This is a genomic window from Ensifer sp. Root278, assembly GCF_001429285.1.
Lineage (GTDB): Bacteria > Pseudomonadota > Alphaproteobacteria > Rhizobiales > Rhizobiaceae > Ensifer.
Window position 1 is genome coordinate 133179 of sequence record NZ_LMJJ01000004.1, and the last position, 26198, is coordinate 159376.

The 26198-nt window shown below is 61.9% G+C and carries 24 protein-coding genes; 11 read left to right on the forward strand and 13 right to left on the reverse strand.

From position 1 onward, the window contains the following. Positions 1–3: 3 nt before the first annotated feature. Positions 4–1662, reverse strand: coding sequence for a SulP family inorganic anion transporter (locus ASE60_RS06465; RefSeq protein ID WP_057248923.1), 1659 nt, complete (start codon positions 1660–1662; stop codon positions 4–6). Between the two features lie 191 nt (positions 1663–1853). On the opposite strand from ASE60_RS06465, the gene ASE60_RS06470 reads away from it, so the two are divergent. Next, positions 1854–2705 (forward strand): GyrI-like domain-containing protein, encoded by an 852-nt coding sequence (locus tag ASE60_RS06470; protein ID WP_057248924.1) that lies wholly within the window; start codon positions 1854–1856, stop codon positions 2703–2705. A gap of 237 nt (positions 2706–2942) precedes the next feature. On the opposite strand, the gene ASE60_RS06475 is transcribed toward ASE60_RS06470, so the two are convergent. Continuing rightward, a complete protein-coding gene (locus ASE60_RS06475; RefSeq protein WP_057248925.1) occupies positions 2943–3422 on the reverse strand; it encodes a GNAT family N-acetyltransferase in 480 nt (159 codons plus the stop codon). 128 nt (positions 3423–3550) lie between these two features. Continuing rightward, positions 3551–4765: an NADP-dependent isocitrate dehydrogenase gene (locus ASE60_RS06480; protein ID WP_057248926.1), complete on the reverse strand. Its 1215-nt coding sequence runs from the start codon at positions 4763–4765 to the stop codon at positions 3551–3553. A gap of 275 nt (positions 4766–5040) precedes the next feature. Here ASE60_RS06480 and ASE60_RS06485 point away from each other — a divergent pair, with 275 nt between their 5' ends. The 3 genes from ASE60_RS06485 (at position 5041) to murI (ending at position 8760) form a co-directional block, all read left to right on the forward strand. Continuing rightward, positions 5041–7017, forward strand: a complete 1977-nt coding sequence (locus tag ASE60_RS06485) for an FUSC family protein (protein ID WP_057248927.1) — start codon at positions 5041–5043, stop codon at positions 7015–7017. Positions 7018–7082: 65 nt separating this feature from the next. Beyond that, on the forward strand, positions 7083–7928 hold the full coding sequence (locus tag ASE60_RS06490; protein ID WP_057248928.1) for an RNA methyltransferase: 846 nt from the start codon (positions 7083–7085) through the stop codon (positions 7926–7928). After that, entirely contained in the window at positions 7915–8760 is an 846-nt protein-coding gene (gene murI / locus ASE60_RS06495) for a glutamate racemase (RefSeq protein WP_057248929.1), read from the forward strand. The genes ASE60_RS06490 and murI overlap by 14 nt, the downstream gene beginning before the upstream one ends. Here the strand turns inward: murI and ASE60_RS34450 are convergent. Beyond that, the gene (locus ASE60_RS34450) at positions 8757–8942 is read right to left on the reverse strand and encodes a hypothetical protein (RefSeq protein ID WP_156414594.1); all 186 of its coding nucleotides are present in this window, start codon (positions 8940–8942) and stop codon (positions 8757–8759) included. The two genes, murI and ASE60_RS34450, sit on opposite strands and share 4 nt — an antisense overlap. Before the next feature lie 257 nt (positions 8943–9199). On the opposite strand from ASE60_RS34450, the gene ASE60_RS06500 reads away from it, so the two are divergent. Continuing rightward, the gene (locus tag ASE60_RS06500; RefSeq protein WP_057248930.1) at positions 9200–10717 is read left to right on the forward strand and encodes an ATP-binding protein; all 1518 of its coding nucleotides are present in this window, start codon (positions 9200–9202) and stop codon (positions 10715–10717) included. Between the two features lie 62 nt (positions 10718–10779). On the opposite strand, the gene ASE60_RS06505 is transcribed toward ASE60_RS06500, so the two are convergent. Beyond that, positions 10780–11115 carry a cupin domain-containing protein gene (locus tag ASE60_RS06505; RefSeq protein WP_057248969.1) on the reverse strand — a complete coding sequence of 112 codons (336 nt, stop codon included), beginning with the start codon at positions 11113–11115 and terminating at the stop codon, positions 10780–10782. 115 nt (positions 11116–11230) lie between these two features. On the opposite strand from ASE60_RS06505, the gene ASE60_RS06510 reads away from it, so the two are divergent. The 5 genes from ASE60_RS06510 (at position 11231) to ASE60_RS06530 (ending at position 15523) form a co-directional block, all read left to right on the forward strand. Then, complete coding sequence (locus ASE60_RS06510; RefSeq protein ID WP_057248931.1) at positions 11231–11758, forward strand: MarR family transcriptional regulator; 528 nt, start codon at positions 11231–11233, stop codon at positions 11756–11758. 227 nt (positions 11759–11985) lie between these two features. Further along, entirely contained in the window at positions 11986–12603 is a 618-nt protein-coding gene (gene rpsD, locus ASE60_RS06515; RefSeq protein ID WP_057248932.1) for a 30S ribosomal protein S4, read from the forward strand. 135 nt (positions 12604–12738) lie between these two features. Further along, positions 12739–13686, forward strand: coding sequence for a glutaminase (locus ASE60_RS06520; RefSeq protein WP_057248933.1), 948 nt, complete (start codon positions 12739–12741; stop codon positions 13684–13686). Between the two features lie 131 nt (positions 13687–13817). Continuing rightward, on the forward strand, positions 13818–14702 hold the full coding sequence (ttcA, locus tag ASE60_RS06525) for a tRNA 2-thiocytidine(32) synthetase TtcA (RefSeq protein ID WP_057248934.1): 885 nt from the start codon (positions 13818–13820) through the stop codon (positions 14700–14702). Continuing rightward, on the forward strand, positions 14699–15523 hold the full coding sequence (locus ASE60_RS06530; protein WP_057248935.1) for an inositol monophosphatase family protein: 825 nt from the start codon (positions 14699–14701) through the stop codon (positions 15521–15523). The genes ttcA and ASE60_RS06530 overlap by 4 nt, the downstream gene beginning before the upstream one ends. 79 nt (positions 15524–15602) lie before the next feature. On the opposite strand, the gene ASE60_RS06535 is transcribed toward ASE60_RS06530, so the two are convergent. The 8 genes from ASE60_RS06535 to ASE60_RS06570 form a co-directional block, all read right to left on the reverse strand. Next, positions 15603–16895, reverse strand: coding sequence for a multidrug effflux MFS transporter (locus ASE60_RS06535; RefSeq protein ID WP_057248936.1), 1293 nt, complete (start codon positions 16893–16895; stop codon positions 15603–15605). A 49-nt stretch (positions 16896–16944) separates the two neighbouring features. Then, on the reverse strand, positions 16945–18183 hold the full coding sequence (locus ASE60_RS06540; RefSeq protein WP_057248937.1) for a multidrug effflux MFS transporter: 1239 nt from the start codon (positions 18181–18183) through the stop codon (positions 16945–16947). 461 nt (positions 18184–18644) lie between these two features. Further along, on the reverse strand, positions 18645–18983 hold the full coding sequence (gene grxD, locus ASE60_RS06545; RefSeq protein ID WP_057248938.1) for a Grx4 family monothiol glutaredoxin: 339 nt from the start codon (positions 18981–18983) through the stop codon (positions 18645–18647). Positions 18984–19217: 234 nt separating this feature from the next. Beyond that, positions 19218–19463 (reverse strand): hypothetical protein, encoded by a 246-nt coding sequence (locus ASE60_RS06550; RefSeq protein WP_057248939.1) that lies wholly within the window; start codon positions 19461–19463, stop codon positions 19218–19220. Positions 19464–19469: 6 nt separating this feature from the next. Then, complete coding sequence (locus tag ASE60_RS06555) at positions 19470–19703, reverse strand: BolA family transcriptional regulator (protein WP_057248940.1); 234 nt, start codon at positions 19701–19703, stop codon at positions 19470–19472. 234 nt (positions 19704–19937) lie between these two features. Beyond that, entirely contained in the window at positions 19938–22169 is a 2232-nt protein-coding gene (gene purL / locus ASE60_RS06560) for a phosphoribosylformylglycinamidine synthase subunit PurL (RefSeq protein ID WP_057248941.1), read from the reverse strand. A gap of 195 nt (positions 22170–22364) precedes the next feature. Further along, positions 22365–22946 carry an acyloxyacyl hydrolase gene (locus tag ASE60_RS06565; protein ID WP_057248942.1) on the reverse strand — a complete coding sequence of 194 codons (582 nt, stop codon included), beginning with the start codon at positions 22944–22946 and terminating at the stop codon, positions 22365–22367. Between the two features lie 91 nt (positions 22947–23037). Next, entirely contained in the window at positions 23038–24456 is a 1419-nt protein-coding gene (locus tag ASE60_RS06570; protein WP_057248943.1) for a PLP-dependent aminotransferase family protein, read from the reverse strand. Between the two features lie 103 nt (positions 24457–24559). Here ASE60_RS06570 and ASE60_RS06575 point away from each other — a divergent pair, with 103 nt between their 5' ends. After that, positions 24560–25942: a hypothetical protein gene (locus ASE60_RS06575; protein WP_057248944.1), complete on the forward strand. Its 1383-nt coding sequence runs from the start codon at positions 24560–24562 to the stop codon at positions 25940–25942. Positions 25943–26198 lie beyond the last annotated feature (256 nt).

A 26198-nucleotide genomic window follows, 5' to 3' on the forward strand; every position in this document is an offset into this window, starting at 1 on the left:
TCTCTATTCTTTCGTCGCACCGCGGATGTTGTCGAGAGCAAGTTCGATGGACGCAAACGTTGCGACACGTGGCTCGTGCACGTCGTGGCTCGCCAGCATGCGCCGGACTTGGTGCGAGGCGCCGGTAACGATGAAGCGCACGCCGGTCCGTTCGGCCTTTCGGACGGTGCCTTCGATCACGTTAGCCGCGGTTGAATCCATGAAAGGCACGTCGCTGCAATCAAGAATGAAGTTGCGGCGCTGGTCGGCAATCCGGTCCAGCACCGAGCCAACAGTTGCCGCGGAGCCGAAGAAGAAGACGCCGGAAATGTGATAGATCACCGTATCCGGGTCGTCGGCGGCAACGGGATGTTCCTCGGCGCCATTTTCTTCCGCGCTGGATCCTGGGCGCTTCGCTTTGCCGATGGCGATGCTCTTGGCCATACGGTCGATGAAGAGAACGGCTCCAAGCGCGAAGCCGACGACGATACCTTCGGTCAGATCGCGAAAGACGACGATGGCAAAGGTGGCGAGCAGCACCACGGCATCGCCGCCTGACGATCGCAACAACGCCATGAAGGCCGGCTTCTCGACCATGTTCCAGGCGACGATCGCAAGCATGCCGGCAAGGGCTGCAAGCGGGATATAGCTTGCAAGTGGAGCAGCCACGAGCATGAAAGCGAGAAGGAAAGCCGCGTGCAGCATGCCCGACACCGGACTGGTGCCGCCGGCCCGCACATTCGTCGCCGTGCGTGCGATGGTGCCGGTGACGCAGATGCCGCCGAAGAGTGCCGAGCCGATGTTGGCAATGCCCTGGCCGATCAGTTCGACGCTGGAGCGATGACGCCGGCCGGTCATGCCGTCAGCGACGACGGCGGAAAGCAGGGATTCGATGGCTCCGAGCAGCGCGAACGAAACTGCATCCGGGAAGACCGCAGCGACCCGGTCGAAGGATAACGGCGGCAGCGCCGGCCTCGGCAGGCCGCCGGGGATGCCGCCAAAGCGGGTGCCGATCGTTTCGGTCGGCAGGTGTAACAGGGCGACGGCGACAGACGCGACGGCGATCGCGATCAGCATGCCCGGCCAATGCGGCCTCAGCTTGCGCAGGGCGAAGATAACAGCAATCGTCAGTGCCGCGGTTGCCACGGTCGCCGGGTTGATCGTGTCGATCGCGGCAGCGAGGGCGGTGATCTTGTCGAGGAAGGGGCCGGGCTCATTGCCCTCAAGCGTGATCCCGAGAAGATCGCGCAGTTGGCTTGCGAAGATGATCACCGCGATGCCGGCGGTAAAGCCAACGGTGACGGGATAAGGAATGAACTTGATGTATTTGCCGAGCCGCAAATAGCCGGCAGCAATCAGCATCACCCCGGCCATCATCGTCGCCAGCAGGAGACCGTCGACGCCGTGGCGATTGACCGTGGCAGCGACCAGCACGATGAAGGCGCCAGCCGGACCGCCGATCTGGGAGCGGCTGCCGCCGAGGAAGGAGACAAGAAAGCCGCCGACAATGGCGGTATAGAGGCCGCGATCAGGCGTGACGCCCGATGCGATGGCGATCGCCATCGACAGGGGCAAGGCAACGATTGCGACAGTGAGGCCGGCGATCGCGTCGGCGCGCAGGCGGGCGCCGTCATATCCTTCAGTGAAAACGCTCACGATCTTCGGAACAAGAGTATCGGTCATCGGCTGGGCCTTCGGCCAGAAGAGTTCCGTATCCGGTGGATTCCGGGCGGAGCCTGCAAGACGGCAATAACATAGAGCTAGCTTGAGTCGCGGCGCTTGCAAAATTGTGGCGGTACGCCGGAGAAGTCCGCAGGATTTGTCAAATTGATCTATGGTCTACAGATCCGTGAGCAAAGCGCGAAAGGGTAGACATGGACGATCGGGTAGCGTGGGCGACCTATGAACGGCGCCTGCACAGGGTCAGCGACTACATTTATGGCCATCTCGACGGCGATCTCGACCTCGATCGTCTCTCCGAGATCGCCTGTCTATCGCCGCACCACTGGCACCGCATCTATCGTGCGGTCCATGGCGAGACGCTGGCCGCAACCGTGAAGCGGCTGCGACTGCAGCGGGCCTCGGCCGATCTCGCCCAGTCCGATCTTCCTGTCGAAGAGATCGCGCAGCGCTCTGGCTACCCCAATCTCCAATCCTTCAACCGCACCTTCAAGGGAGCTTACGGGCTGCCGCCGGCGCGCTACCGGAAGGAGGGCAGCCATGTCGCCTTTGAAACCGCGTCAACGGAAGGAATCCCTGATATGTATGAAGTCACCCTCAAGGAGGTCGAGGCCTTCGACCTCGTCGGCGTCGCCCATAGCGGCTCCTACATGGAGATCGGGCGGGCGTTCGAGACGCTCTACGGAACCTTGTTCTCGCGCCAACTGTTCCGGCCGGACATGGAAATGATCGGCATCTACCTCGACGACCCCGAACTGGTGCCGACCGACAAGCTGCGCTCCTTCGCCTGCGTCAGCGCTCGCGAACAGATGCCGGTGGAGACGCCCCTGACACAGCAGCACCTTGACGGCGGCCGCTACGCCGTGCTGCGCCACAAGGGTCCCTATGCGGATATGCCGAACGCGTACCAATGGCTCTACGGCACCTGGCTGCCACAGTCCGGCCGTGAGATCCGCGACAGCCTGATGTTCGAGAAATATCTCAACAATCCCCGCGAAGTGGCGCCGACGGAGCTGTTGAGCGAAATCTATCTGCCGCTGAAGTGAGGCTTGCAAGACGTCGGTGATCGGTTGCGATCGGCGAAGTGGAACACCTCTGAACGGCCGACAAGGTTTCAAGCCTTGTCGGCCTTTTCCTGATGGCACCTGCCGATCCAGGCGCAGACATCCGGCCACACAAACAAGAAGGCCGGCTGAGCCGACCTCTCTTCGTCCGCCGTTTTGCAGTGCCGGTACATCCGTGGCCAGCAATCGCAATGCTATTGAGCCGTCGGCTTTCGCCCCTCACGGCCCGCAAGGCTTGATCAACTTGCTCATATTGATGCCGGTAACGCGAAAACCTGCGACATCGTAGACGTGTTTGGCACGTCGATTGTTCTCGGCGACACGCAGCTTTATCTGCTTAAAGCCTTTCGCTGAAAGCTCGGTTTCGAGTGCATTGAGGGCCTGCTTGGCGAAACCTTGCCCCTGCTGGCTGGCAAGGATGTGGAAATCGCTGATGAAGACCGAATGGCCGGCGAGGTCTGGTCTATACCAGAGGTAGCCTATGAGGCTGGAATCGGTCTCATTGATCACACAGAGCAGCACGTTGCCCGGCGTCTTCACGCCCTGCGGCAGATCTTGTGCGATTTCACGTCTTGCCTGCACCAGCGCGTCAGCGTCGGAAAAACCGTAGTTAGCCGAAATTTCAATGGCGTAGTCCGGAATGAAATAGTCGAGATAGGCCGGGTATTCGCTATCAAGCATCGGTCTGAATGAGATCATCGGTCGTTCCCGTAAGGGGTTGCCGCCGCGGAGACCAGCTGAGCGACGGTACTGGTAAAGACGGTGCTGGTAAAAAAGAAACCCGGCGCATGGCCGGGTTCCTTGTTTTTCGACGTGTCTGGCGCCGATCAGGCAGCCATGGCCTTCTGCAGGTTCTCGTCGATCTTGTCGAGGAAGCCGGTGGTCGAGAGCCAGGGCTGATCGGGACCGATGAGCAGCGCCAGGTCCTTGGTCATGAAGCCGGATTCGACGGTGTCGACGCAAACCTTCTCGAGCGTGTCGGCGAACTTCGCGAGTTCGGCATTGCCGTCGAGCTTGGCGCGGTGGGCGAGGCCACGGGTCCAGGCGAAGATCGAGGCGATCGAGTTGGTCGAGGTTTCCTCGCCCTTCTGGTGCTGGCGGTAGTGGCGGGTAACCGTGCCGTGGGCAGCTTCGGCTTCGACCGTCTTGCCATCCGGCGTCATCAGAACCGAGGTCATCAGGCCGAGCGAGCCGAAGCCCTGGGCGACGATGTCCGACTGCACGTCGCCGTCGTAGTTCTTGCACGCCCAGACGTAACCGCCGGACCACTTCAGGGCGGAGGCGACCATGTCGTCGATCAGGCGGTGTTCGTACCAGATCTTCAGTTCCTTGAACTTCTCGGCGAATTCTTCCTCGAAGACCTTCTGGAAGATGTCCTTGAAGCGGCCGTCATAGACCTTGAGGATGGTGTTCTTGGTCGAGAGGTAGACCGGAACCTTGCGCTGGATGCCGTAGTTGAACGAAGCACGCGCGAATTCGGTGATCGAATCGTCGAGGTTGTACATGCCCATGGCAACACCGGCCGACGGTGCGTCGAAGACGTCGTATTCGATTTCCTTGCCGTCTTCGCCGACGAACTTCATCGTCAGCTTGCCCTTGCCCGGGAACTTGAAGTCGGTGGCGCGGTACTGGTCGCCGAAGGCATGACGGCCGACGATGATCGGCTTGGTCCAGCCCGGAACCAGGCGCGGAACGTTCTTGCAGATGATCGGCTCGCGGAAGATAACGCCGCCGAGGATGTTGCGGATCGTGCCGTTCGGCGACTTCCACATCTTCTTCAGCTTGAATTCCTCGACGCGGGCTTCATCCGGCGTGATCGTGGCGCACTTGACGCCGACGCCGTGCTTCTTGATCGCGTTGGCAGCATCGACCGTCACCTGGTCTTCGGTGGCATCGCGGTTTTCGACGCTGAGGTCGTAATATTCCAGATCGACGTCGAGGTAGGGATGGATCAGCTTGTCCTTGATGAACTGCCAGATGATGCGGGTCATCTCGTCGCCGTCGAGCTCGACGACCGGATTGGCGACCTTGATCTTTGCCATGAATATGCCTCGTAGCTTATGCGGGACAGCGGGAGCGATGTCCCTTCCTCTCTGAAAAATCCTGTGCCCTATAGCACTCAGAACCGGCAAGGCAAAGCATGCTTGGCTGAAACTTTGGACGGAGGTTGAAACTGGCCTCGCACAAGGCTTCGGCACGCCTTTCCGGCTGGGCTTTCAGCGCGCCGGCCTTGCAAAGATCGCGCCTGCCGCTATGCAGAAAGAACCCCGCGAAGCGACGCGCACGTGAGGCGAACGCAGACAGATAAAGGCATCCGATGGCATTTCGTTCCCGTATGCGCGATTGGCTTCTTGCCAACGATCCGGCCTTCTCCCGCCTGCGGCAGGCCTCCCGCATCACCGCGACGATCGTCGTTTCCATTCTGCTGCTGATGGCGTTTCACTATCTCGTGGCGCCGCTGCCGCCGGCCGCCTTCGGCCTCGCTGCGTCGCTGTCGATCGAAGGCGGTCTCGCCGTTCGCGACACGACGGTGGCAGGCCAGCGCCTGACGCGCATTATCGCCGTCGCCGTCGGTGTTTGCATGGTCGGGCTTGCATCGGTTCTAGAGACTCATCGCTACGCATCTGATGTCGTTTTCCTGCTGATCATATTTCTCGCCGTCTATGGCCGGTCCTTCGGGCCCCGCGGCTTTGCCGTCGGCATGTTCGCCTTCATGTCCTATTTCACCGGCGCCTATCTGCGACCGACGCTCGACCAGCTGCCGGCGCTGTTCTTCGGCGCGGCGGTGTCAGCCACGGTCGCGCATCTTGTTCGCACACGGCTGCTGCCGGATGATCGCTACCAGGACCTGTTGCGCGCGACGGCCAGCGTGCAGCGCCGCGTCGACCAGATGCTGCAGCAACTGGCGGAGATCGCCCGCAAGCCGGTTCTCTCCGAGGTCGACCGGCGTCGGCTGCACACGACGGAAGAACGGCTGAAGGAAGCGGTGCTGATGGCCGAAAGCTTCATTCCGACCGAGAACCGGCGGCCGGAACCGGAGCCGGGCCTCGCCTCGGCCGATGTCGTCGTCAATCTTTTCGACCTGCATCTCGCGGCCGAAAGCGTGATCGTGGTGAGTTTCCAGTCGATGCCGCCGCCAGCACTGGTCGAGGCGATGCTGGCGCGTGACGGCGAGCGGATCGACGAGGAGATCGCGCGGCTCGGCGATGCCGCACCACGCCGCGCGGAAACGGTGAAGGCGCTGCTCTGGCTTCGCAATGTCAGGCAGAGGCTTGCCCGCAGCCTTGCAAAGCTGACGCCGGCCGACCTCGAAGAGCCGCAGGCACACATGAGTGGCGGACCAAGCCGCTGGAAGCCATCGCTTACTGACCCGGCGCTGAAGGCAGCGATCCAGATCACGCTTGCTTCCGGCATCGCCATGGTCTTCGGGCTGATGCTGTCACGCGAGCGCTGGTTCTGGGCGGTGCTCGCGGCGTTTCTGGTCTTCACAAACACACGTTCGCGTGGCGACACGGCCGTCAAGGCGCTGCAGCGCTCGGCAGGCACCCTCTTTGGCATCGTGGTCGGCATCGTCGTCGGCACGCTGGTTGGCGGCAATATCTATCTCGTTCTGCCGCTCTGCGCCCTCTGCGTCTTTCTTGCCTTTTATTTCCTCGCCGTTTCCTACGCGACGATGACCTTCTTCATTTCCGTCGTGCTGTCGCTGGTCTACAGCCTCATGGGCGTGCTGACGCCGCATCTCCTGCAGCTTCGTCTCGAGGAAACCATGATCGGCTCGATCGCCGGTGCGGCCGTCGCCTTCGTCGTTTTTCCGACGCGCACCCGCACCACGCTCGATGCAGCTGTCGCGACCTGGTGCGACGAACTGATCGGCCTGTTGCAGGCTGCGCGGGACGGCACTTCCGGCATGGTTCTCGTTGCCCGCTCTCAGGCGCTCGACCGGGCCTATCGCGAGCTCGCGGCGGCGGCAAAACCGCTCGGGCTTCCGTGGCAGCTGGTGACGCGCCCCGGCCATGTGCGCCAGGCGCTGGCAATCTTCATGGCCTGCACCTACTGGGCACGGGTCTTCGCGCGACGCGTCGGCACGGATGCGGAGCTGGAGGGCACCGATTTCAAAGAGGACATCGACGCCAATCTCGAACTCGTTCGGTCGGTGCGCGACAAGGCGTCCGCCTATTTCTACGAGGTCGGCCGGATCGGTGCGCCGGTCGATCGGCACCTGCCGATCTCGAAGGACGATGCGGAGCTTGGTCTCGAGATGATCGGCGTCTCTCTCAACCGGCTTCATTTGTAGTGGACTTTAATTTCCGCGGTATTTGTGCAAGGGAAGCGCCGAACGACAGGCGAAGGCACGGGAAAATGGCAGGTACGAACAGCGAGCGCGAACTTCTGGTGGAAGGACCGGCGATCATTCTCGCCTATCCGCAGCTCGGCGAAAACATCGGCATGGTTGCGCGAGCGATGGCGAATTTCGGTCTGGCAGAGCTTCGGCTCGTGAATCCGCGCGACGGCTGGCCGAGCGAAAAGGCGCGCTCGGCTGCGAGCCGCGCCGACCACGTCATCGACAGCGCCAAGCTCTATGGTTCGGTCGAAGAGGCTATTGCCGACCTCAACTTCGTCTATGCGACGACCGCTCGCGACCGCGACGGCTACAAGCCGGTCCGCTCTCCGATTGTCGCAGCGCGCACGCTGCGCCAGCGCTTCCAGGGCGGCGAGAAGACCGGGATCCTGTTCGGGCGCGAGCGCACCGGGCTTACCAACGAGGAAGTGGCGCTTGCCGACGAAATCGTGACCTTTCCGGTCAACCCGGCCTTCGCGTCGCTCAATCTCGCTCAGGCGGTGCTGCTCATGTCCTATGAGTGGCTGAAGACCGGCATGGAATCGGAGGACCAGACCTCCTTCCAGGCGATCGAGCAGCGGCCGGCAACCAAGGAACATCTGCAGGGGCTCTTCGAGCATGTCGAGGAAGCGCTCGACGCGCGCAACTATTTCCGCTCCGCCGACAAAAAGCCGAAATTGGTCGAAAACCTGCGCGCTGTTCTGACCAGACCATCCTTTACCGAATCCGAAATCCAGGTGCTGCGCGGCGTCATTTCTTCGCTCGACCGGTTCACGCGGGAAAACCCGCGGGGCTCCGGCGCTCCGGGTGATCACAGCAGGGGCGAGCACAACAGGAAAGCGCGAGACAAAGGTGACAGCGAGTGAACTGAAACCCATTCTCGTCTTCGACAGCGGCATCGGCGGCTTGACCGTGCTGCGCGAGGCGAGGGTGCTGATGCCCGAGCGGCATTTCATCTATGTGGCCGACGACGCCGGCTTTCCCTATGGTGGCTGGGAAGAGGCGGCGCTGAAGGCGCGGGTGATCGAGCTTTTCGGCCGGCTGCTTTCCGAGCATGATCCGGAAATCTGCGTGATCGCCTGCAACACCGCCTTCACGCTGGTCGGCGCCGACCTTCGCGCCGCCTATCCTCAGATGACCTTCGTCGGCACAGTGCCTGCGATCAAGCCGGCAGCCGAGCGCACACGTTCCGGTCTTGTGTCTGTTCTGGCGACGCCGGGCACCGTCAAGCGCGCCTATACGCGTGATCTCATCCAGTCCTTCGCCAGCCAATGTCACGTGCGCCTCGTCGGCTCGGAGAACCTCGCCAAGATGGCGGAGGCCTATATTCGTGGCGAGAAGCTGGATGATGAGACGGTCCTTGCCGAAATCGCCCCGTGTTTCGTCGAGATGGACGGCAGGAAGACCGATATCGTCGTGCTGGCCTGCACGCACTATCCCTTCATGGCCAATGTCTTCCGAAAGCTCGCGCCATGGCCTGTCGACTGGCTGGATCCGGCCGAAGCGATTGCCCGGCGGGCGCGTTCGCTCGTGCCGCTGCCGAACGGCTTCGAGCCGTTGAATGGCCAGGATCCGGCAATTTTTACCTCCGGCAAGCCAGATTTTGCGACCCGGCGGCTGATGCAGGGATTCGGCCTGACGGTAACGCCCGACGCAGCCGTGGAGCACCGGGCGAGACGGACTGAGGCGATCGGCTAGAAGAAGATCGCCAGGGAAATGCCGATCAAGACAGCCAGCACGCAGGCGGTCCGGAAGTGCATGCGGCTGGTGCGTGCGGCTTCATCCCTTGACGTGATGCGTTGCGTATCCTTGTAAGCGTCGCGCATGCGCTGATCGAGATTGTTCATCTCCATTTGCTGTTCTGTTTCGTAGTGTTCCATCACTGCCCCTGGCAAAACGCTTCGACCATAACCGATATGGGCATTCGCCTTTGCTCGCAAAAGTACGAACTTCAGCCAACCTCAACTTTATCTTGCGGCGAGCGGATTTGTGCATCCGGTTCTTTCCGGGTGACTTTCCGGCATGTATTCCCTGTGGGTTTTCTGCGTCGGAGGCACGCATTCCGGCAAAAGCGTGCTAGGTGTCGCCGGCTCGGCGGTCTGCGCCCGAGCGCGAATCAATTCAGCAAGAGGTGGAAATGAAGGTCGGCATCGACATGGGAGCGACGTCCGAAGGGACATCGGCCTCGCTCGATATCGAGGAGCTTCTGGCCACCCGTCTGCTGGTGCAGGGTAATTCCGGTTCGGGCAAGTCGCACCTGTTGCGTCGGCTGCTGGAGCAGTCGGCACCCTGGGTGCAGCAGTGCATCATCGATCCCGAGGGCGATTTCGTCACGCTCGCCGACAAGTTCGGCCATGTGGTCGTCGAGGGCGAGCGGACCGATGCGGAGCTGATTGGCATCGCCAACCGCATTCGCCAGCACCGCGTCTCCTGCGTGCTCTCGCTCGAAGGCCTCGATATCGAGCAGCAGATGCGCAACGCCGGCGTGTTCCTCAACGCCATGTTCGATGCCGACCGCGAGTTCTGGTATCCGGTGCTCGTCGTGGTCGACGAAGCACAGATGTTTGCGCCGTCCGTTGCCGGCGACGTCACCGAAGAGGTGCGCAAGATTTCGCTCGGCGCCATGACCAACCTGATGTGCCGCGGCCGCAAGCGCGGACTTGCCGGCGTGATTGCCACGCAGCGTCTGGCGAAACTTGCCAAGAACGTGGCGGCCGAAGCCTCCAACTTCCTGATGGGTCGTACCTTCCTCGACATCGACATGCTGCGTGCGGCCGATCTGCTCGGCATGGACCGGCGCACGGCGGAAATGTTCCGTGACCTGAAGCGCGGCTCCTTCGTCGCACTCGGCCCGGCGCTGTCGCGCAGACCGCTGAAGGTGACGATCGGCACGGTCGAGACATCGGCCCGTTCGACGAGCCCGAAGCTCATGCCGCTGCCGGAGGCGCCGCAGGACGTCGAGGATTTGATCTTCACGCCGGACCCGGACGAGTTGACCCGGCCGATCATGCGCCGCGCGGTCGCGCCGCCGCGCCCGACAACGGACATCCTCGCCGAACTATCACGCCCGCGGCCGGAAGCAGCAGCGCCAATCGAGGCGAGGCCGGTTCAGCCGGAGATGACCGCTGACGAGAAAGAAAGCCTGCTCGACAGCGTCTTCGCGGAAATCCTCACCAATCCGGAGGCGGCCTTCCGTCCCGATGCAGAACTGTTCCAGGACTTCCTGGTGCGTTGCCGCATTCGCCGCCTGCCGTCAGGTGCAGCACTTTCCCTCAGTGCCTTCCGCCGCAAGATGGCGGTTGCCCGTTCCGGTGTCGACGCCGAGACGGCGGCGACCGAGACCTGGGCGCAGGCCTTGCAGCTTGCCGATCGTGTGACCGAGGATCTTCAGGCCGTGTTCCTGATGATGGCGCAAGCAGCCGTCCGCCGCCTGCCGTGTCCTTCGGACGCGATGATTGCGCGCGCCTATGGCACGCATTCGGCCCGTCGTGCGCGCCGCCTGCTCGGATATTTCGAGGAACACGGGCTGATCGTCATCCATGCGGACTTCTCCGGTAAGCGCATCGTCGCCTTTCCGGACCTTGGCAGCGAAACCGCGCCGGGGGATGCGAACGGACCGGATATGGGCAACACGACGGCCACGGCGGCCGAGTAAGCCGCCTCCATTCCCGATTCCCGCGCCTTTGGGCTACTGTCACAGCCAAAAGCGCACGAATGCTAGAGCCAGGTCTGAACCACCCGATCCGACGCGTGGATGCAAGTCATCTGCAGCCGGCTGGTGCCAGTGTTGACGAAACGGTGCGGCGTCTCGGGATCGACGACGATGATGTCGCCGGCCTTGCCCATGATCTTTTGCTCACCGACAGTGAACTCCGCTTCGCCGGAATGCACGATCCAGGTCTCCGGATAGGGATGGATGTGAAGGGCGGGCCCCTGGCCGGGCTCGGCATCCATCAGGAACAGCGAGATGGGTGCGCCGTATTGCCCGCCTTCAAACAGGATGGTTCGGTTGGGGCTCTGCTTCTGCTCTGCACGCGGAATGACATGAAACATGCTGGCCTCCATCTCCGGTCGGGTTGGCTTCCCGTTGCGGATGAATTATCTTCACGAGAAGATATTATCCGAAACTATCTTCTCGTCAAGATATATTGATGAAATGAGGTGAGCAATGCAGAATGAGAACGAGGCGAGGGATCACGTCGACCGGCTGCAGGCGCAGTGGGCGGCAGAACTGCCCGACCTCAATACCGAGCCGATGACCATCCTTGGGCGCGCCTACCGCCTTTCCAACCTTGTGCGCCCGTCGATCGAGGAGACGTTCGCCTCCTTCGGCCTCGACCGCGGCGAGTTCGATGTGATCTCGACGCTTAGGCGTTCAGGTTCGCCTTATCGCCTGACGCCGACCGACCTTTATACATTGCTGATGATCTCGTCGGGCGGGCTCACGCACCGGCTCGATCGACTGCAAAAGGCTGGGCTAATCGTGCGCGAGCGCTCGGCCTCCGATGGCCGAAGCAGCGTCGTCGGACTGACCGAGAAAGGAATAGCGCTTGCGGAAACGGCGATTCGCGCGGATATGACCAGCGAGGCGCAGTACCTCGAAGGGCTGAGCAAGGAGGATCGCGCCGCATTGGCGGCGCTCCTCAGGAAACTGCTCGTCTCGCTGGAACGGGCCGAAGCCGTTGATCCGGCTTGAACGGATGCCGGTTTGTCACAATTTCGTTGACAATAGGGGCCGGACGCACTAAAGCCGCCCCAACGCCGGGCAGAAATGTCCGGTGTTTCATTTGACATGTCCCGTGGCTTCTCCGTCAGCGTGATCGTGAGAAACCTGTCAGAATCCCGAAAATGGGTTCAGAGGAGGGCGTGTTTCCTTGATCCGGTTTGGAAACAGACCGGTGTAACTGTTTGAAAGGAAATGCGATGAGCAAGCGCGAATCGTCCAAGTACAAAATTGACCGCCGTATGGGCGAAAACATCTGGGGCCGTCCGAAGTCCCCGGTAAACCGCCGCGAATACGGCCCGGGCCAGCACGGCCAGCGCCGCAAGTCCAAGCTCTCGGACTTCGGTGTACAGCTGCGCGCCAAGCAGAAGCTCAAGGGCTACTACGGCGACATCCGCGAGAAGCAGTTCCGCGCGATCTTCGCTGAAGCTTCCCGCCGCAAGGGCGACACCCCGGAAAACCTGATCGGCCTGCTCGAGTCGCGTCTCGACGCGATCGTCTACCGCGCCAAGTTCGTTCCGACGGTCTTCGCAGCCCGTCAGTTCGTCAACCACGGCCACGTCAAGGTCAACGGCGTCCGCGTCAACATCGGTTCCTACCGTTGCAAGCCGGGCGACGTTATCGAAGTCAAGGAAAAGTCCAAGCAGCTCGTAACCGTTCTGGAATCGGTTTCGCTCGCTGAGCGTGACGTTCCGGACTACATCGAAGCCGACCACAACAAGATGGTTGCGACCTTCGTCCGCGTTCCGGGCCTCTCTGACGTTCCGTACCCGGTCGTCATGGAACCGCACCTGGTCGTCGAATTCTATTCGCGTTAATCCGGGGCTCACGCCTTGTGACGTATCGAAAACCGCCCGGAAACGGGCGGTTTTTTTTTCGGTAGCGATTACCTTGCGCTGCCGTCCATGGCGCGATTTCATCCCTTCGACAGGCGATGAGTGAGAGGGAAGCCGATGCCCGAGCAGAACGCTGCGCAGGACCTGCAGGCGATTATCGACGATATCCACCGGGAGCTGAGCCCAAGGTTCGGCCAGGGCAAGGTCGCCGACTACATTCCGCAACTCGCGCGCGTCGATCCCAAACATTTCGGCATGGCGATCGTGACCACCGACGGCAAGATCTACCGGGTCGGCGATGCCGAAGTGCCGTTTTCGATCCAGAGCGTCTCCAAGGTATTCACACTGACGCTGGCACTCGGCAAACACGGCGAAAACATCTGGCACCGTGTCGGCCGCGAGCCATCCGGCTCGGCCTTCAACTCCATCGTCCAGTTGGAGCAGGAAGGCGGAAAGCCGCGCAATCCCTTTATCAATGCCGGCGCCATCACCATCAGCGACCTGATCCTCGCCGGCCATACGCCGCGGGAACTGATCGGCGAAATCGTGCAGTTCATCCGTTACCTTGCCGACGACGACGAGATCGTCATCGACCACGAAGTTGCGCGTTCGGAGACGGCCACCGGCTACAGGAACTTCGCCCTTGCCAATTTCATGCGCTCCTTCGGCAAGCTCGACCATCCGGTGGAGCATGTACTCGGCGTCTATTTCCACCATTGCGCCTTGGCGATGACCTGCAGCCAGCTGGCCAAGGCCGGGCTGTTTCTGGCCGCTGGCGGCAGCAATCCGCTGACGGGCCATAACGTCGTCTCGCGCCAGCGGGCGCGACGCATCAACGCGCTGATGCTGACCTGCGGCCACTATGACGGCTCGGGCGATTTCGCCTACCGCGTTGGCCTGCCGGGCAAGAGCGGCGTGGGTGGCGGAATTCTGGCGGTGGCGCCGGGCAGGGCGTCGGTTGCCGTCTGGTCTCCTGGTCTCAACGAAAACGGCAACTCGCTGCTCGGCTCGCTGGCGCTTGAGATGCTGGCAGCGCGCACCGGCTGGTCGGTCTTCGGGTCCTAGGACCTTCTGCGGCATCGCAACCAGCACAATCCGGCCGATTTCCCTTGATCTTGACGGCCGGAGCGGGCAAGTGCAGGCCAAGATTTGCCGGGCGCGGGTTGCGCCCGTGCCTACCGCACAGGATCCCCGCCATGGACCTTTCGCTTAACGTGTCGCAAGACCAGGCCGAAATCACTTTCGATGAGGGCGAGATCGACGCCGGCACGCATCCGCTGTTCAGCCGCATGCCGTCCTCCGTCTCGTTCAACAAGCTGCGCAAGCGCCTTCTGCGCCAGACCCGCCAGGCGCTCGACGACTTCGGTATGCTGAAGGGCGCGAAGCGCTGGCTGATCGGCCTTTCCGGCGGCAAGGACAGCTACAGCCTGCTTGCGCTCTTGATGGACCTGCAATGGCGCGGGCTCTTGCCGGTGGAGCTCATCGCCTGCAATCTCGACCAGGGCCAGCCGAACTTCCCGAAGCACATCCTGCCGGAATACCTTGCATCGATCGGCGTCAAGCATCGCATCGAGTATCGCGACACCTATTCGATCGTGAAGGAAAAGGTGCCGACGGGGGCGACCTACTGTTCGCTCTGTTCGCGGCTGCGCCGCGGCAACCTCTATCGCATCGCGCGCGAAGAGAGGTGTGACGCGCTGGTGCTCGGCCACCACCGAGAAGACATCCTCGAAACCTTCTTCATGAACTTCTTCCATGGCGGAAGGCTCGCCTCGATGCCGGCGAAGCTGCTGAACGATGAAGGCGATCTGATGTTGCTTCGCCCGCTCGCCTATGCGGCCGAGGACGATCTCGCCAAGTTTGCCTCCGCGATGGAGTTTCCGATCATCCCCTGCGACCTCTGCGGCTCGCAGGATGGTCTCGAGCGCAATGCGATGAAGGCGATGCTGGCCGATATCGAGCGGCGCATGCCCGGCCGCAAGGACACGATGCTGCGCGCGCTCGGTCACGTGAACCCGTCGCATCTGCTCGATCCCAAGCTGTTCGATTTCCTGTCCCTCACACCGGAGCCCAAAGAATGAGCCATTCCGTTGACATCGCCGGCCTTGCCAACCTCCTGCAGGAAGCGGCGGTCAAAGAGATCCTGCCGCGGTTCCGCAATCTTGATGCAGGCGATGTCCGGATGAAGTCCGAAGCGATCGATCTCGTGACCGAAGGCGACGAGGCGGCCGAACGGCTGATCAAGTCACGTATCGAAGAGGTGGCACCGGGCGCTCTGTTCGTCGGCGAAGAATCGGTAGCAGCCGATCCGACCCTTCTCGACAAGCTCAACGAGACCGATCTCGCCGTCGTCGTCGACCCGATCGACGGCACCTTCAACTTCGCCGCTGGCCTGCCGCTCTTCGGCGTGATGGCGAGCGTGGTCTCCAAGGGTGAGACGGTCGCTGGCATCATCTACGATCCGCTCGGCAACGACTGGGTGATCGCGGAGAAGGGCTCGGGCGCCTGGATGTGCCGCCCTGACGGCTCGCAGGAGCGTATGTCGGTGACGGCGGGCGTGCCGCTGGAAACCATGGTCGGCGGTGCCTCGACTGGCTTTTACCAGCAGGAAGCACGGCGCGAAGTCATGGCCAATATGGCCAAGGTGCGTATGGCCACCAGCTACCGCTGTGCGGCGCACGAGTATCGCATCTTCGCGGCTGGGCATCTGCACTTCCTGATGTACCAGAAGTTGATGCCCTGGGATCACTTGGCGGGAACGCTGATTTCGCAGGAAGCCGGTGCCTATGCGGCCCGCTTCGACGGTTCGCCCTATCTGCCTGCCCATCTCAACGGCGGCCTGCTGCTCGCGACCGACAAGGAGAGCTGGGAGACGCTTCGCCGCGAGGTCTTCACGGTCTAAGCCGTTTGAAGCCGACTGCAAATGAAAAGCCCGCCCGGATCGCTCCGGGCGGGTTTTGTTTTTGCCATGCGGCTGCCAATCACATATGGCCGCCACCGTGATCCATGGTGACGTCCTTGTCGCCAGGATGGGTGAAGAGCTTCCCCTTCTCGGCCCAGAGCGTCGCCAGAACCGTCAGAATGCCGAAGAGGGCAAAGCCGCCAAAGAGCGGCTGCAGCGTACCGTTGAAGAGCTGGCCGACGGTGCCGCCGATCAAGGCGCCACCGGTGGTCGAGACAAAGCCGGTGATCGCCGTCGCCGTGCCGGCAAGGTGCCCCATCGGCTCAAGGCTGATCGCGGTGAAGTTCGTCGCGATCACCGCAAAGAACATCAGGAGCACCGAGAACATCAGGTAGCTGACGACGAAGGCCGGCGTGCCGGAGAGCGACATCACGAAGCCGACGACCGAAAGCAGCGTGAACAGGATCATCGAGACGTGCGAGATCCGGCGCATGCCGAAGCTGCGGACGAAGAAGCCGTTGGCGAAGTTCGCGACCGCGATGCCGCCGGCCGTGCCGGCAAAGGCGATCGGCAGCCAGTCACCGAGGCCATAGACCTCGCCGAAGATCTGCTGAACCGTGACGATGTAGGCGCAGATGACCGCGGTGAAGAGCGTCATGCCGATCATGTAGCCGCAGGTGATGCGGTTGGTGAGAACGGTCTTGAAGCCCGAGGCAACCGCCCCGACGGAGAGCGGCATGCGCTCCTCGCGCGGCAGGGACTCCTTCATGCGGGAAAAGGCCCAGACGAACAGGATCGCGCCGATGACGCCGATCAGGATGAAGATCCAGTGCCAGTTGGCATAAAGGATCACGAGCTGGCCGATCGAGGGTGCAACGATCGGAACGATCATGAAGACGATCATGACATAGGACATGACGCGCGCCATCTCGCGGCCGCCGAAGCAATCGCGCACGATCGCCATGGTGGTGATGCGGATCGCGGCCGCGCCGATGCCCTGAATGAAACGCAGGATGAGCAGCGTCTCGAAGCTCTGGGTGAGAGCGGCGGCGAACATCGACACGGTAAAGAAGGCGAGGCCGCCGAGCAGCACGCGGCGTCGGCCGAAGGCATCGGAGAGGCTGCCGAAGAAGATCTGCGAAATGCCGAAGCCGAGGAAGAAGACGCCGATCACCAACTGGCTATCATTGGTGTTGGCGACGTTCAGAGACTGGCCGATCGCCGGCAACGCCGGCAACATGCTGTCGATGGCGATGGCGACACTCGCCGTCATGACGGCGATGGTGATGATGAACTCGACGATGCCCATGTTGAGGCGCTGAGCCCCGGAAACCCCGTCGATATGTTCGGATTGATTGGTGATGGTGGTCATTGGGTGAGCCCGTAAATTCTTCAAAAATGAGGACTGGCCGGTTCTGGGATCAACCGGCCGGCTGATGGTGCGGTTTGAAGAGCTTGCCGCGTTCGGCAATCAGAACGAAAACGAGACCGATTGCGGCGACAGTGAAGTAGCCAGTGGCGAGCGGCGTGGCTGTGCCGTCGAAGGACTGGCCGATGAAGGCTCCGATCACGCTGCCGCCGATCGTCTGCATGAAGCCGAGTACGGACGACGCTGTACCGGCAACGTGGCCGAGCGGCTCCATGGCCATGGCGTTGAAGTTCGGCGCGATCAGCCCGAACTGGAACATCGTGGCGCAGTAGAGGACCACGAAGACCGGGAAGGGCAGCGGCGCATAGAGCGAGGCCGACATCCAGACGAAGCTCGCCAGCGTGAAGCCGATGAGTGCCGCATGGGATAGCGGCCGCATGCCGAAGCGGCGGACGAGGCGGGAATTGGTGAAGGAAGCGACCGCCATCATACTGGCAAAGGCGGCGAAGACAAGCGGAAACCACACGCCGAGGTCGTAGACGCCGACGAGCACCTGCTGCGCCGAGTTGATGAAGCCGAACAGTGCACCAAGGATCACCGAGGTCGCGAGCGTGTAAAGCAGCGACACCCGGTTCGTGAGCACGATGCGGAAACCGCTGAGGATGACCGCCGGCGTGAAGGCGCGGCGATGGGCCGGATCGAGCGTCTCTCCGAGTTTCGACACGACGATTGCAATGTTCATCACGGCATAGAGTGCGACGACGACAAAGATCATGTGCCAATCGGCAAGGCTGATGATGAGCTGGCCGATCGAAGGCGCCACAACTGGCACGATCATGAACACCATCATGACCAGAGACATGACCTCAGCCATCTGTCGGCCGCCATAGACGTCGCGGACGATCGAGATGGTGATGACGCGCGTCGCCGCAGCACCGGCGCCCTGCACGAAGCGCAGCGCCAGCATGAGGCCGAAGCTCGGTACGATCGCGATCGCCAGCGCGCAGAGCGCATAGAGGGCAAGGCCGGCAATCAGCGGTGGCTTACGCCCGAAGCGATCCGAAAGCGGGCCGAAGAACAGCTGTGCCACCCCCATGCCGAGCAGATAGGCGGTGATGATGTACTGCCGCTCATTTTCAGAGGCGACGCCGAGGCTGGCTCCGATCTGCTGCAGACCTGGCAACATGATGTCAATCGAGATGGCGTTGGTTGCCATCAGCATGGCCATCAGCGCGATGAACTGGAATTTCGTGACCCCGGGCCGGGCGTCTTCGTTGGTCGTGCTGGTCATTTGCAAAAAGTCCTAGCGGCGCACCGGGCGCAAGCGAAACAGGTTGGTCCGGAGCAAATCCGGAAAAGAAGGGTGTCGGCTGACGCCATGCCAGCAGACATATCGAAATTGAGCGGGGGCAGCCGGGGCGATTGGAAACCAACCGCATGGACCGGGCCGGCATGAAGCGTAGGAAGCGTCGAGCGGCAGGGACCGGACTTTCCGGGCGCCAAGGGGCGAGGCGAGACCCTCTACAGGCAGCTTATGCCGAACGATCGCAACCGATTCATGACAGGCCGGACATCCGGCCCTTCGCTCCCCGAAGGAAGCACGCTCTGAACGTATCTTGGCGGCACCTGCGCGAATCGCACGCGCAAGTCCTTCTGAAGGACAACGAAAATTAGGCGATGCGGAATTACGGCCAGAATCAAAAAAGGCGGTTGCCCGCCTTCTCCGAAAGATCGGGACGAGGCGTCCTTAGATCAGGCGGCGGCGCCCTTGACGGCAACGCCCTGCGCCTCAAGGTGAGACTGCAGTTCTCCGGCCTGGAACATTTCACGCACGATGTCGCAACCGCCGACGAATTCGCCCTTGACGTAGAGCTGCGGGATCGTCGGCCAGTTGGAGTAATCCTTGATGCCCTGGCGCAGGTCAGCATCGGCGAGCACGTTGACGCCCTTGTAGTCGACACCGATGTAGTCGAGAATCTGGACAACCTGACCGGAGAAGCCGCACTGCGGGAACTGCGGCGTACCCTTCATGAAGAGCACCACATCGTTTGTCTTGACTTCGTTGTCGATGAATTCGTGAATTCCGCTCATCTCGTCTTCCTTCCTGCGCCGGCTTCAAGGGCCGGATATCGATTGGGTTCTAGATAGCATGCATATTGGTGATTTTCACCACCCAATCGCAACAAATATTGATGGGCCTCAAGATGTGGTTTTATTACCACTACAGCGCCGCGCGTCTTCTCAGGCGCGCAAAGGTCGCTGTAGCACTTTGATTTTCTGCATGTTTTCGTCCATAAATCCGCGACGAGTTAAGGAAACATGCAGTCAAGCGGTGCGGCGCCGGGTCTTGCTGCGCGCCGCAGCCGTTTTGCGACGGCTGACCTGCTTCTTGGCCGGCTTGCGAATGGCCGCTTCGAGGATATCCGCGAGGATGCCGCCGCCGGACGAAGTCGTCCGCGTCCGGCGCTTTGTCCGCTTGGTCGAGGTTCGCTTGACGCCGGTCTTCTTGAGGATTTCCTTCAATGCACTGTCAACGACGCCGCTGACGAGTTCCTTGATCAGGTCAGCCATTCCGGCTTACTCCGGCGCGCTCGTCTGCAGGGCGAGGGCGTGTAGAACACCGCCCATGTTGCCCTTGAGTGCGTTGTAGACCATCTGGTGCTGCTGCACGCGGGTCTTGCCACGAAACGCCTCGGCCACGACTTCGGCGGCATAGTGGTCGCCGTCACCGGCCAGATCGCGGATCGTGACCTTGGCACCGGGAATCCCTGCCTTGATCATGTCTTCGATGTCGCCTGGTGTCATGGGCATGATACGCCAACTCCCTTTTTATTCTGCAACGTCAGCAGCCTGCCGACGCCATCCATGAAATTAGGGAACCACGATTCAGGGGCGGAACGCAATTGCTGAATTGGGTGAGGGCGGCCAGTTGCTGGCGCCGGTACGATCAGATGATCACGCTTGATCGCGTCCCCAGATGACACCTTTCGAGGCATGCGAAGAGCCAGACGGGAGCCGCCGATCAGCGGTTCCCGTCGTCGTTTCTCAGTTCTCGGGAGCGAGATCGCCCTGCATGAATTCCGGGAACCAGCCTTCGTGGGTCGAGCGCAGCTCAGCGACCGAAACCGCCCTGGCATCGCCGAGCTTGACGGCATCGCCAGCGGTCTTGCCGATGACGGGCAGGGCAACGCCTGCGGCCTTAGCGCGGGCGGTAACCGCGTCGAGTGCGCCAGCGGCAACAGTTACGACGTAGCGGCCCTGATCTTCGCCATAGAAGGTCGCGATCGGGTCGTGACCGGCGACGGCATCAACCGTGGCGCCAATGCCCGAGGCCATCGCCATTTCGGCGACCGCAAGCGCCAGGCCACCCGACGAGCAATCGTGAACGGCCGTCACGAGGCCATCGACGATGAGGCCGCGGACGAAATCGCCCACCTTGCGTTCATGCGCCAGATCGACATGCGGCGCCGGACCGTCGGTGCGGCCGTGAACGTCTCGCATGTAGACCGACTGGGCGATGTGGGTGCCCAGGCCAACAGGTGCACCGGCAAGCAGGATCGTTTCGCCTTCCGCAGCAAAGCGGATGCGCGCCATCTTCGACCAGTCCTTGATCAGGCCAACGCCGCCGATCGTTGGGGTCGGCAGGATCCCTTGGCCATTGGTCTCGTTGTAGAGCGAGACGTTGCCGGAAACGATCGGAAAGTCGAGCGCGGTGCATGCTTCGCCGATGCCCTTGATGGCATGGACCAGCTGGCTCATGATTTCCGGGCGTTCCGGGTTGCCGAAGTTGAGGTTGTCGGTGGCTGCCAGCGGCAGCGCGCCGGTTGCCGTCAGGTTGCGCCAGCATTCGGCGACCGCCTGCTTGCCGCCTTCGAACGGATCGGCTTCGACGTAACGCGGCGTTACGTCGGAGGAGAAGGCCAGCGCCTTGGAGACGTGACCCTCGACGCGCACGACGCCAGCGTCACCGCCCGGAAGCTGCAGCGAGTTGCCCTGGATCAGGGTGTCGTACTGTTCGTAGACCCAGCGGCGCGAGGAGTTGTTGGCCGAACCGACGAGCTTCACGAGTGCGTCGGCGACGTCAGCAGCCGGGATGTCGTTGGTTGCCAGCGGAGTCGAGGTCTTGGCAGGGGTCCAGGGACGATCATATTCCGGCGCTTCGTCGCCCAGTTCCTTGATCGGCAGGTTCGCGACTTCTTCGCCCTGGTGCAGGATGCGGAAGCGCAGGTCGTCCGTGGTCTTGCCGACGATCGCGAAATCGAGGCCCCACTTGACGAAGATCGCCTTGGCGACTTCTTCCTTGGCGGGCTCCAACACCATGAGCATGCGCTCCTGGCTTTCCGACAGCATCATCTCGTAAGCGGTCATGCGTTCTTCGCGAACGGGAACGCTATCAAGGTTGAGCTCGATGCCGAGGTCGCCCTTGGCGCCCATTTCGACGGCCGAGCAGGTGAGGCCGGCCGCACCCATGTCCTGGATGGCGATGACGGCGCCGGTCTGCATCAGCTCGAGGCAGGCTTCCAGCAGGCATTTTTCGGTGAAGGGATCGCCGACCTGCACGGTCGGGCGCTTCTCTTCGATCGACTCGTCGAACTCGGCCGAGGCCATGGTCGCGCCGCCGACGCCATCGCGGCCGGTCTTGGCGCCGAGATAGACGACGGGCAAGCCGACGCCTTCGGCCTTGGAGTAGAAGATCGCATCGCTCTTGGCGAGACCGGCAGCAAAGGCGTTGACGAGGATGTTGCCGTTGTAGCGGGCATCGAACTCGACTTCGCCGCCGACGGTCGGAACACCGAAGGAATTGCCGTAGCCGCCGACACCGGCAACGACGCCGGAAACGAGGTGGCGGGTCTTCGGATGATCCGGCGCGCCGAAGCGCAGCGCGTTCATGGCAGCAACCGGACGGGCGCCCATGGTGAAGACGTCGCGCAGGATGCCGCCGACGCCGGTCGCCGCGCCCTGGTAGGGCTCGATGTAAGAGGGGTGGTTATGGCTCTCCATCTTGAAGACGACGCAGTCGCCATCATCGATATCCACCACACCGGCGTTTTCGCCCGGCCCCTGGATGACGCGCGGGCCCTTGGTCGGCAGCGTGCGCAGCCACTTCTTCGAGGACTTGTAGGAGCAGTGCTCGTTCCACATCGCCGAAAAGATGCCGAGCTCGGTGAAAGTCGGCTCGCGCCCGATCAGGCTCAGGATGCGCTCGTATTCGTCGGGCTTCAGCCCGTGCGATGCGATGAGGTCCGGGGTGATGGGGCGGGTGTTCGAAATCGTCATCGTCGACCGTCAAATCCTTCGGGCGGCGCGCAATCCACTTAAGAGGAATATGGCGCGTGCGAACCGCAACAGACACAGGGAGCGCTTTGCGGCTTCTTTAGCCTATGCTGCGGCGCGGCGCGACAGAAAAATACGGGCGATCAACAGCGGTTGACGCCCGTATAAGCTTTGCAGAAGGCAGTGCGGCGACCAGCGTCAGAACTTGTAGCCGAGCGCAAGGCCGGCGCGTGTCAGGCCGTTGTTCGGACCGTCGCACAGATTGGCATGCGAAGCATGTTCCACGGTCGCCGAGACGTTCCAGTGCTCGTCGAGGCGGACGCCGGCAGCGGCGTATTCGCGGAAGAGGACGCGGCAGCCGAGTTGGGGACCGGAACCATTGGGTTCATCGAGGTCGCCGTCATGAATCGTGCCGCCGGCGCCGAACTCGACGAAGAGGCGCTGGGTCATGTCGAAGGTCCAGCTCAAACCGCCATAGGCCTGATTGACCCCATTAGACGACGTCGCAACCGCCGCGCCGGTATAGACCCGTGGGCGCAGCAGTTTTTCGCCGAGGTCGGTCGCCCCATCGGCGTCGAACGGGTCGAAATACACGGTGAACGACGGGAAGACCCCGTCTTCCTGCTTGTCGCCGGCGGCGATCGACGTCGTCACGCCGAAGCGCATTTCGTCGAAAACACCGTCCGCGGCAAGGGCCGGGGCGGCGGCGGTCAACGTGGTCGTGGCGAGAAGAAGATAGGCAATGCGACGCGATGAGGCGGGGCTGAACGGTAGCGGCATGCGGAATCCTTAGAGGCGAATCATGTGCGCAAACTGCTAAAGTAGTATGTTGCTCAACCTTGCCCGAAAGTCACCCCGTGGATTTCTATAGTCACTCAAAACTGTCGTAGCCCGCCCGCCCGCTGTCGAGAAGCCGCTTCAGCGCCTGAAAACCTGCTCTTACCTGGGCTCGGTCCGGCGGCGAGGAAAAACCGATGCGAATGCGATGGAAAACGCGGTCGGTTCGTCCGGCCTTGAACTCGTCCTCGTCGTCGACAAGCACACCCTCCTGCAAAGCCGCCTGCTTGAAGGTACCTGAAAGCCAGGGGTCGGGCAGCTTCATCCAGAGGAACGGAATACAGGGGTGCGAGGTGAACTCGATGCCTTCGAAAATTTCGCGGGCCATCGCCTCGCGGGCGCGCACCTCTTCAATGCCCTTGCTGCGCAGGATTGCAGCCGAACCGGAAAGCACGAGGCGCGCGCAGAGCTCAGCGAGAATGAACGGCAAGCCGCCGCTCACCATTTTGTGGGCAATGCGAATACGCTGGCTGAAATGCGGAGGGCAGGCGACCCAGCCGCCACGGACACCGGCAGCGACCGACTTCGAAAGACCGCCAACCAGGAAGGTGCGTTCCGGCGCAAGCTCGGCCAAGAGCGGCGTCTGATCACCGGTCATTGCGCCATAGAGATCGTCCTCAACAAGCCAGACACCGTATTTGCGGGCGATGTCGGCGATCGCCTGGCGGCGCGCAAGCGGCATGACGGCAACCGTCGGGTTTTGTGCGCTCGGCATCAGGAACGCGAGCTTCGGATGCTGCTGCGCGCAGACGCGCTCGAAATCCTCGGGGATCATCCCGAACTCGTCGCTTTCGACCAGCGTCGTCCGGCGACCGACCAGGCCGGCGCTGCGGCTCACCTGCGAATAGGTGAGCGTCTCGAAGGCGATACGGTCGCCAGGCGCGGTAACCGCAGTGATGACGGCAACCACACCCGCATGGGCACCGAGCGTCGGCACGATGTTTTCCGGCTTCGGGCGGAAGCCGCCGCGCGCCAGCCATAGGCAACCCGCCTCGAACCAGTGATCCGGGAAGTTGCGGGCGTAGCTTGCGATGTCCGCATGGTGGTCGTGACTGATCTCGCCAAGCACCTCGCTCAAGACCGTGCCCTGGCCGATATCGGGCGCCGCTGTGCTGTCGAACCTCAACTTGCCGGCAGGCGCCACAAGCGGCCGGGTGCCGGCGAGCGAAGTCGTCAGCGGATCCGCCTGCTCCGGCGGACGGCTTTCGGGATGATCTAGTACATAGGTGCCGCGACCGACTTCACCGCTCACAAGTCCGCGTTCGCGGACGACGTTATAGGCGCGTCCAATCGTGCCGATTGTCACGCCGATGTCGTAGGCGAGGTTGCGCTGCGGTGGCAATTTGGCGCCGACGGGCAGGGCGCCGTTGCCAATTGCCTGTTCGATCTGGTCAGCAATCCGCGCATAGAGCGGACCGTGACCCTGCTGAATGTCTGGGAGCCAACTTGTCATAGTGTCAGATAAATTTCCAATGAAACCCTTATTTTCCCGTGCTTTCAGCCTCACATAATGGTAGATTTGTTTACCCCAATCTTACCCCGAGGAGGCCGGGACCATGACCGTATCGAAAGCAGCGATCGAAGGTGCCAAGCTTGCGAGACAATCCGGTAAGCGTGACGAGACACGAATAAAGGATTGTCCCGGTTTGTATGTAATATCTCAGCCCCCGAACAAGCAAGGCAGTGTCAATCAATCGTGGGCTTATCGTTACCGTTCCCCTGTGACCCACAAGCCCGCCAAGCTCACTCTAGGCCCTCTCAGCCTGACGGTAGGCGGCATTGATGTGAATGTCCCCCAACCGCTCGTGGAGCCGGTCTTTGGTGAACCGCTCGACCTCGACGGTGCGAAAGAACTGGCGCAAGTCTGCCGCAAGATGCTCAAGCAGCGCATTGACCCCGCCATAGCGGTCAAAGAGTTAAAGGACGGTACGGCTGGAATTGTGCAGGCTGCCAAGGTGGATGGGTGGACGTTTGAGGAACTGCTGACGAAGTTCATGCAGTGGTATCAGCCCAATCGCGATACCACCAAAATCCAAACGGCCTATTGGCTCGGTCTCAAGTCGGACGGCAAGGGCGGCTGGCTGCCAAGGGGCGTTGGCAAAGGCGTGCTCGGCACATGGCGGGGCAGGGTCTTTAGCCGCCATGACGGGGCGCCAGTGCTAACGAAGGTCGACGCTAACGACGTCCTAAGTGGCATGCCGAAGGTTTCCCGCAACCGCACCCGCTCAGCGCTCAAGATTTTCAGCGGCTGGGCCTCTGAGCACGGCGCGAACGGCACACCCTATGTCACCATGGACCCTTTTGCCGGGTTGAAGCGTAAGACCCAGGATCAAGAGAACCCTGACCGTCATGTGCTCAAGCCGTGGGAGATAGCCGCCCTGTGGAAGGCCGTCATGGCCGACCCGGACCCGTATGGACTGGGGGCGCTGTTGATCCTCATCACTGCGCAGCGCCCGGAAATGACCTTTGACGCCCGGTTTGGCCAGTTCGATTTCGTGGAGCGGGAATGGCACATCAAAGCGGCAGACGTGAAGGTTGAAAGCATGGGCGACCACATGGTGCCGTTGTCTGAGCGGGCCTTGTGGCTGATTGCTCAGCTGCCGACGACAAGCGGCTATTTGTTCCAGCCGAGCGGCAATGAGAAGCGGCCATTGAACCGTCACTGGCGACCAAAGGACAAGCTAGACGCCAAGGCTAACAGGGTCGCGCATGCGGCGGGCAAGCCGTCGCTGGACCACTGGACCTACAAGGATTTGCAGCGCACGGCCATCACGATGATGGAGGAAGTGTTGCATGTGCCGTCGCACGTAACGAAGGCCATCCAGCAGCACGCTATCGGATCGAAGAGCGATCAGGCGTACCGGACGGGCAGCTATGCCGAACAGCGGGCAGGGGCACTTGAGCGGTGGGGGCAGTACCTTGCCGAGATAACCGCCTAACGGGCATTTCACGGGGTCGGGCGTGTAGGCGTACCGACCCTTTTCTTTGTCATTGACGGGCCCGTAGCGCAGCGTGGAAGCTGACACGGCAGAGAGTTACAGGCCGGTCGGTGATTGGGTCGGTTTTATCTAGTCGTAAGTATCTGACCATGTTGTGTAATTCATACAAATTGACGTATACGTCAATGCAGAAATGCCCCCATGTGCGCACTCCGTGCATGTCTCCACGAAAATCCATGTTCTAGGCGCATAGCTC

Coding starts and splice junctions, on each gene's coding strand:
- ASE60_RS06465 (WP_057248923.1), bottom strand. CDS start 1,662: ATGACCGATACTCTTGTTCCGAAGATCGTGAGCGTTTTCACTGAAGGA.
- ASE60_RS06470 (WP_057248924.1), top strand. CDS start 1,854: ATGGACGATCGGGTAGCGTGGGCGACCTATGAACGGCGCCTGCACAGG.
- ASE60_RS06475 (WP_057248925.1), bottom strand. CDS start 3,422: ATGATCTCATTCAGACCGATGCTTGATAGCGAATACCCGGCCTATCTC.
- ASE60_RS06480 (WP_057248926.1), bottom strand. CDS start 4,765: ATGGCAAAGATCAAGGTCGCCAATCCGGTCGTCGAGCTCGACGGCGAC.
- ASE60_RS06485 (WP_057248927.1), top strand. CDS start 5,041: ATGGCATTTCGTTCCCGTATGCGCGATTGGCTTCTTGCCAACGATCCG.
- ASE60_RS06490 (WP_057248928.1), top strand. CDS start 7,083: ATGGCAGGTACGAACAGCGAGCGCGAACTTCTGGTGGAAGGACCGGCG.
- ASE60_RS34450 (WP_156414594.1), bottom strand. CDS start 8,942: ATGGAACACTACGAAACAGAACAGCAAATGGAGATGAACAATCTCGAT.
- ASE60_RS06500 (WP_057248930.1), top strand. CDS start 9,200: ATGAAGGTCGGCATCGACATGGGAGCGACGTCCGAAGGGACATCGGCC.
- ASE60_RS06505 (WP_057248969.1), bottom strand. CDS start 11,115: ATGTTTCATGTCATTCCGCGTGCAGAGCAGAAGCAGAGCCCCAACCGA.
- ASE60_RS06510 (WP_057248931.1), top strand. CDS start 11,231: ATGCAGAATGAGAACGAGGCGAGGGATCACGTCGACCGGCTGCAGGCG.
- rpsD (WP_057248932.1), top strand. CDS start 11,986: ATGAGCAAGCGCGAATCGTCCAAGTACAAAATTGACCGCCGTATGGGC.
- ASE60_RS06520 (WP_057248933.1), top strand. CDS start 12,739: ATGCCCGAGCAGAACGCTGCGCAGGACCTGCAGGCGATTATCGACGAT.
- ttcA (WP_057248934.1), top strand. CDS start 13,818: ATGGACCTTTCGCTTAACGTGTCGCAAGACCAGGCCGAAATCACTTTC.
- ASE60_RS06530 (WP_057248935.1), top strand. CDS start 14,699: ATGAGCCATTCCGTTGACATCGCCGGCCTTGCCAACCTCCTGCAGGAA.
- ASE60_RS06535 (WP_057248936.1), bottom strand. CDS start 16,895: ATGACCACCATCACCAATCAATCCGAACATATCGACGGGGTTTCCGGG.
- ASE60_RS06540 (WP_057248937.1), bottom strand. CDS start 18,183: ATGACCAGCACGACCAACGAAGACGCCCGGCCCGGGGTCACGAAATTC.
- grxD (WP_057248938.1), bottom strand. CDS start 18,983: ATGAGCGGAATTCACGAATTCATCGACAACGAAGTCAAGACAAACGAT.
- ASE60_RS06550 (WP_057248939.1), bottom strand. CDS start 19,463: ATGGCTGACCTGATCAAGGAACTCGTCAGCGGCGTCGTTGACAGTGCA.
- ASE60_RS06555 (WP_057248940.1), bottom strand. CDS start 19,703: ATGCCCATGACACCAGGCGACATCGAAGACATGATCAAGGCAGGGATT.
- purL (WP_057248941.1), bottom strand. CDS start 22,169: ATGACGATTTCGAACACCCGCCCCATCACCCCGGACCTCATCGCATCG.
- ASE60_RS06565 (WP_057248942.1), bottom strand. CDS start 22,946: ATGCCGCTACCGTTCAGCCCCGCCTCATCGCGTCGCATTGCCTATCTT.
- ASE60_RS06570 (WP_057248943.1), bottom strand. CDS start 24,456: ATGACAAGTTGGCTCCCAGACATTCAGCAGGGTCACGGTCCGCTCTAT.
- ASE60_RS06575 (WP_057248944.1), top strand. CDS start 24,560: ATGACCGTATCGAAAGCAGCGATCGAAGGTGCCAAGCTTGCGAGACAA.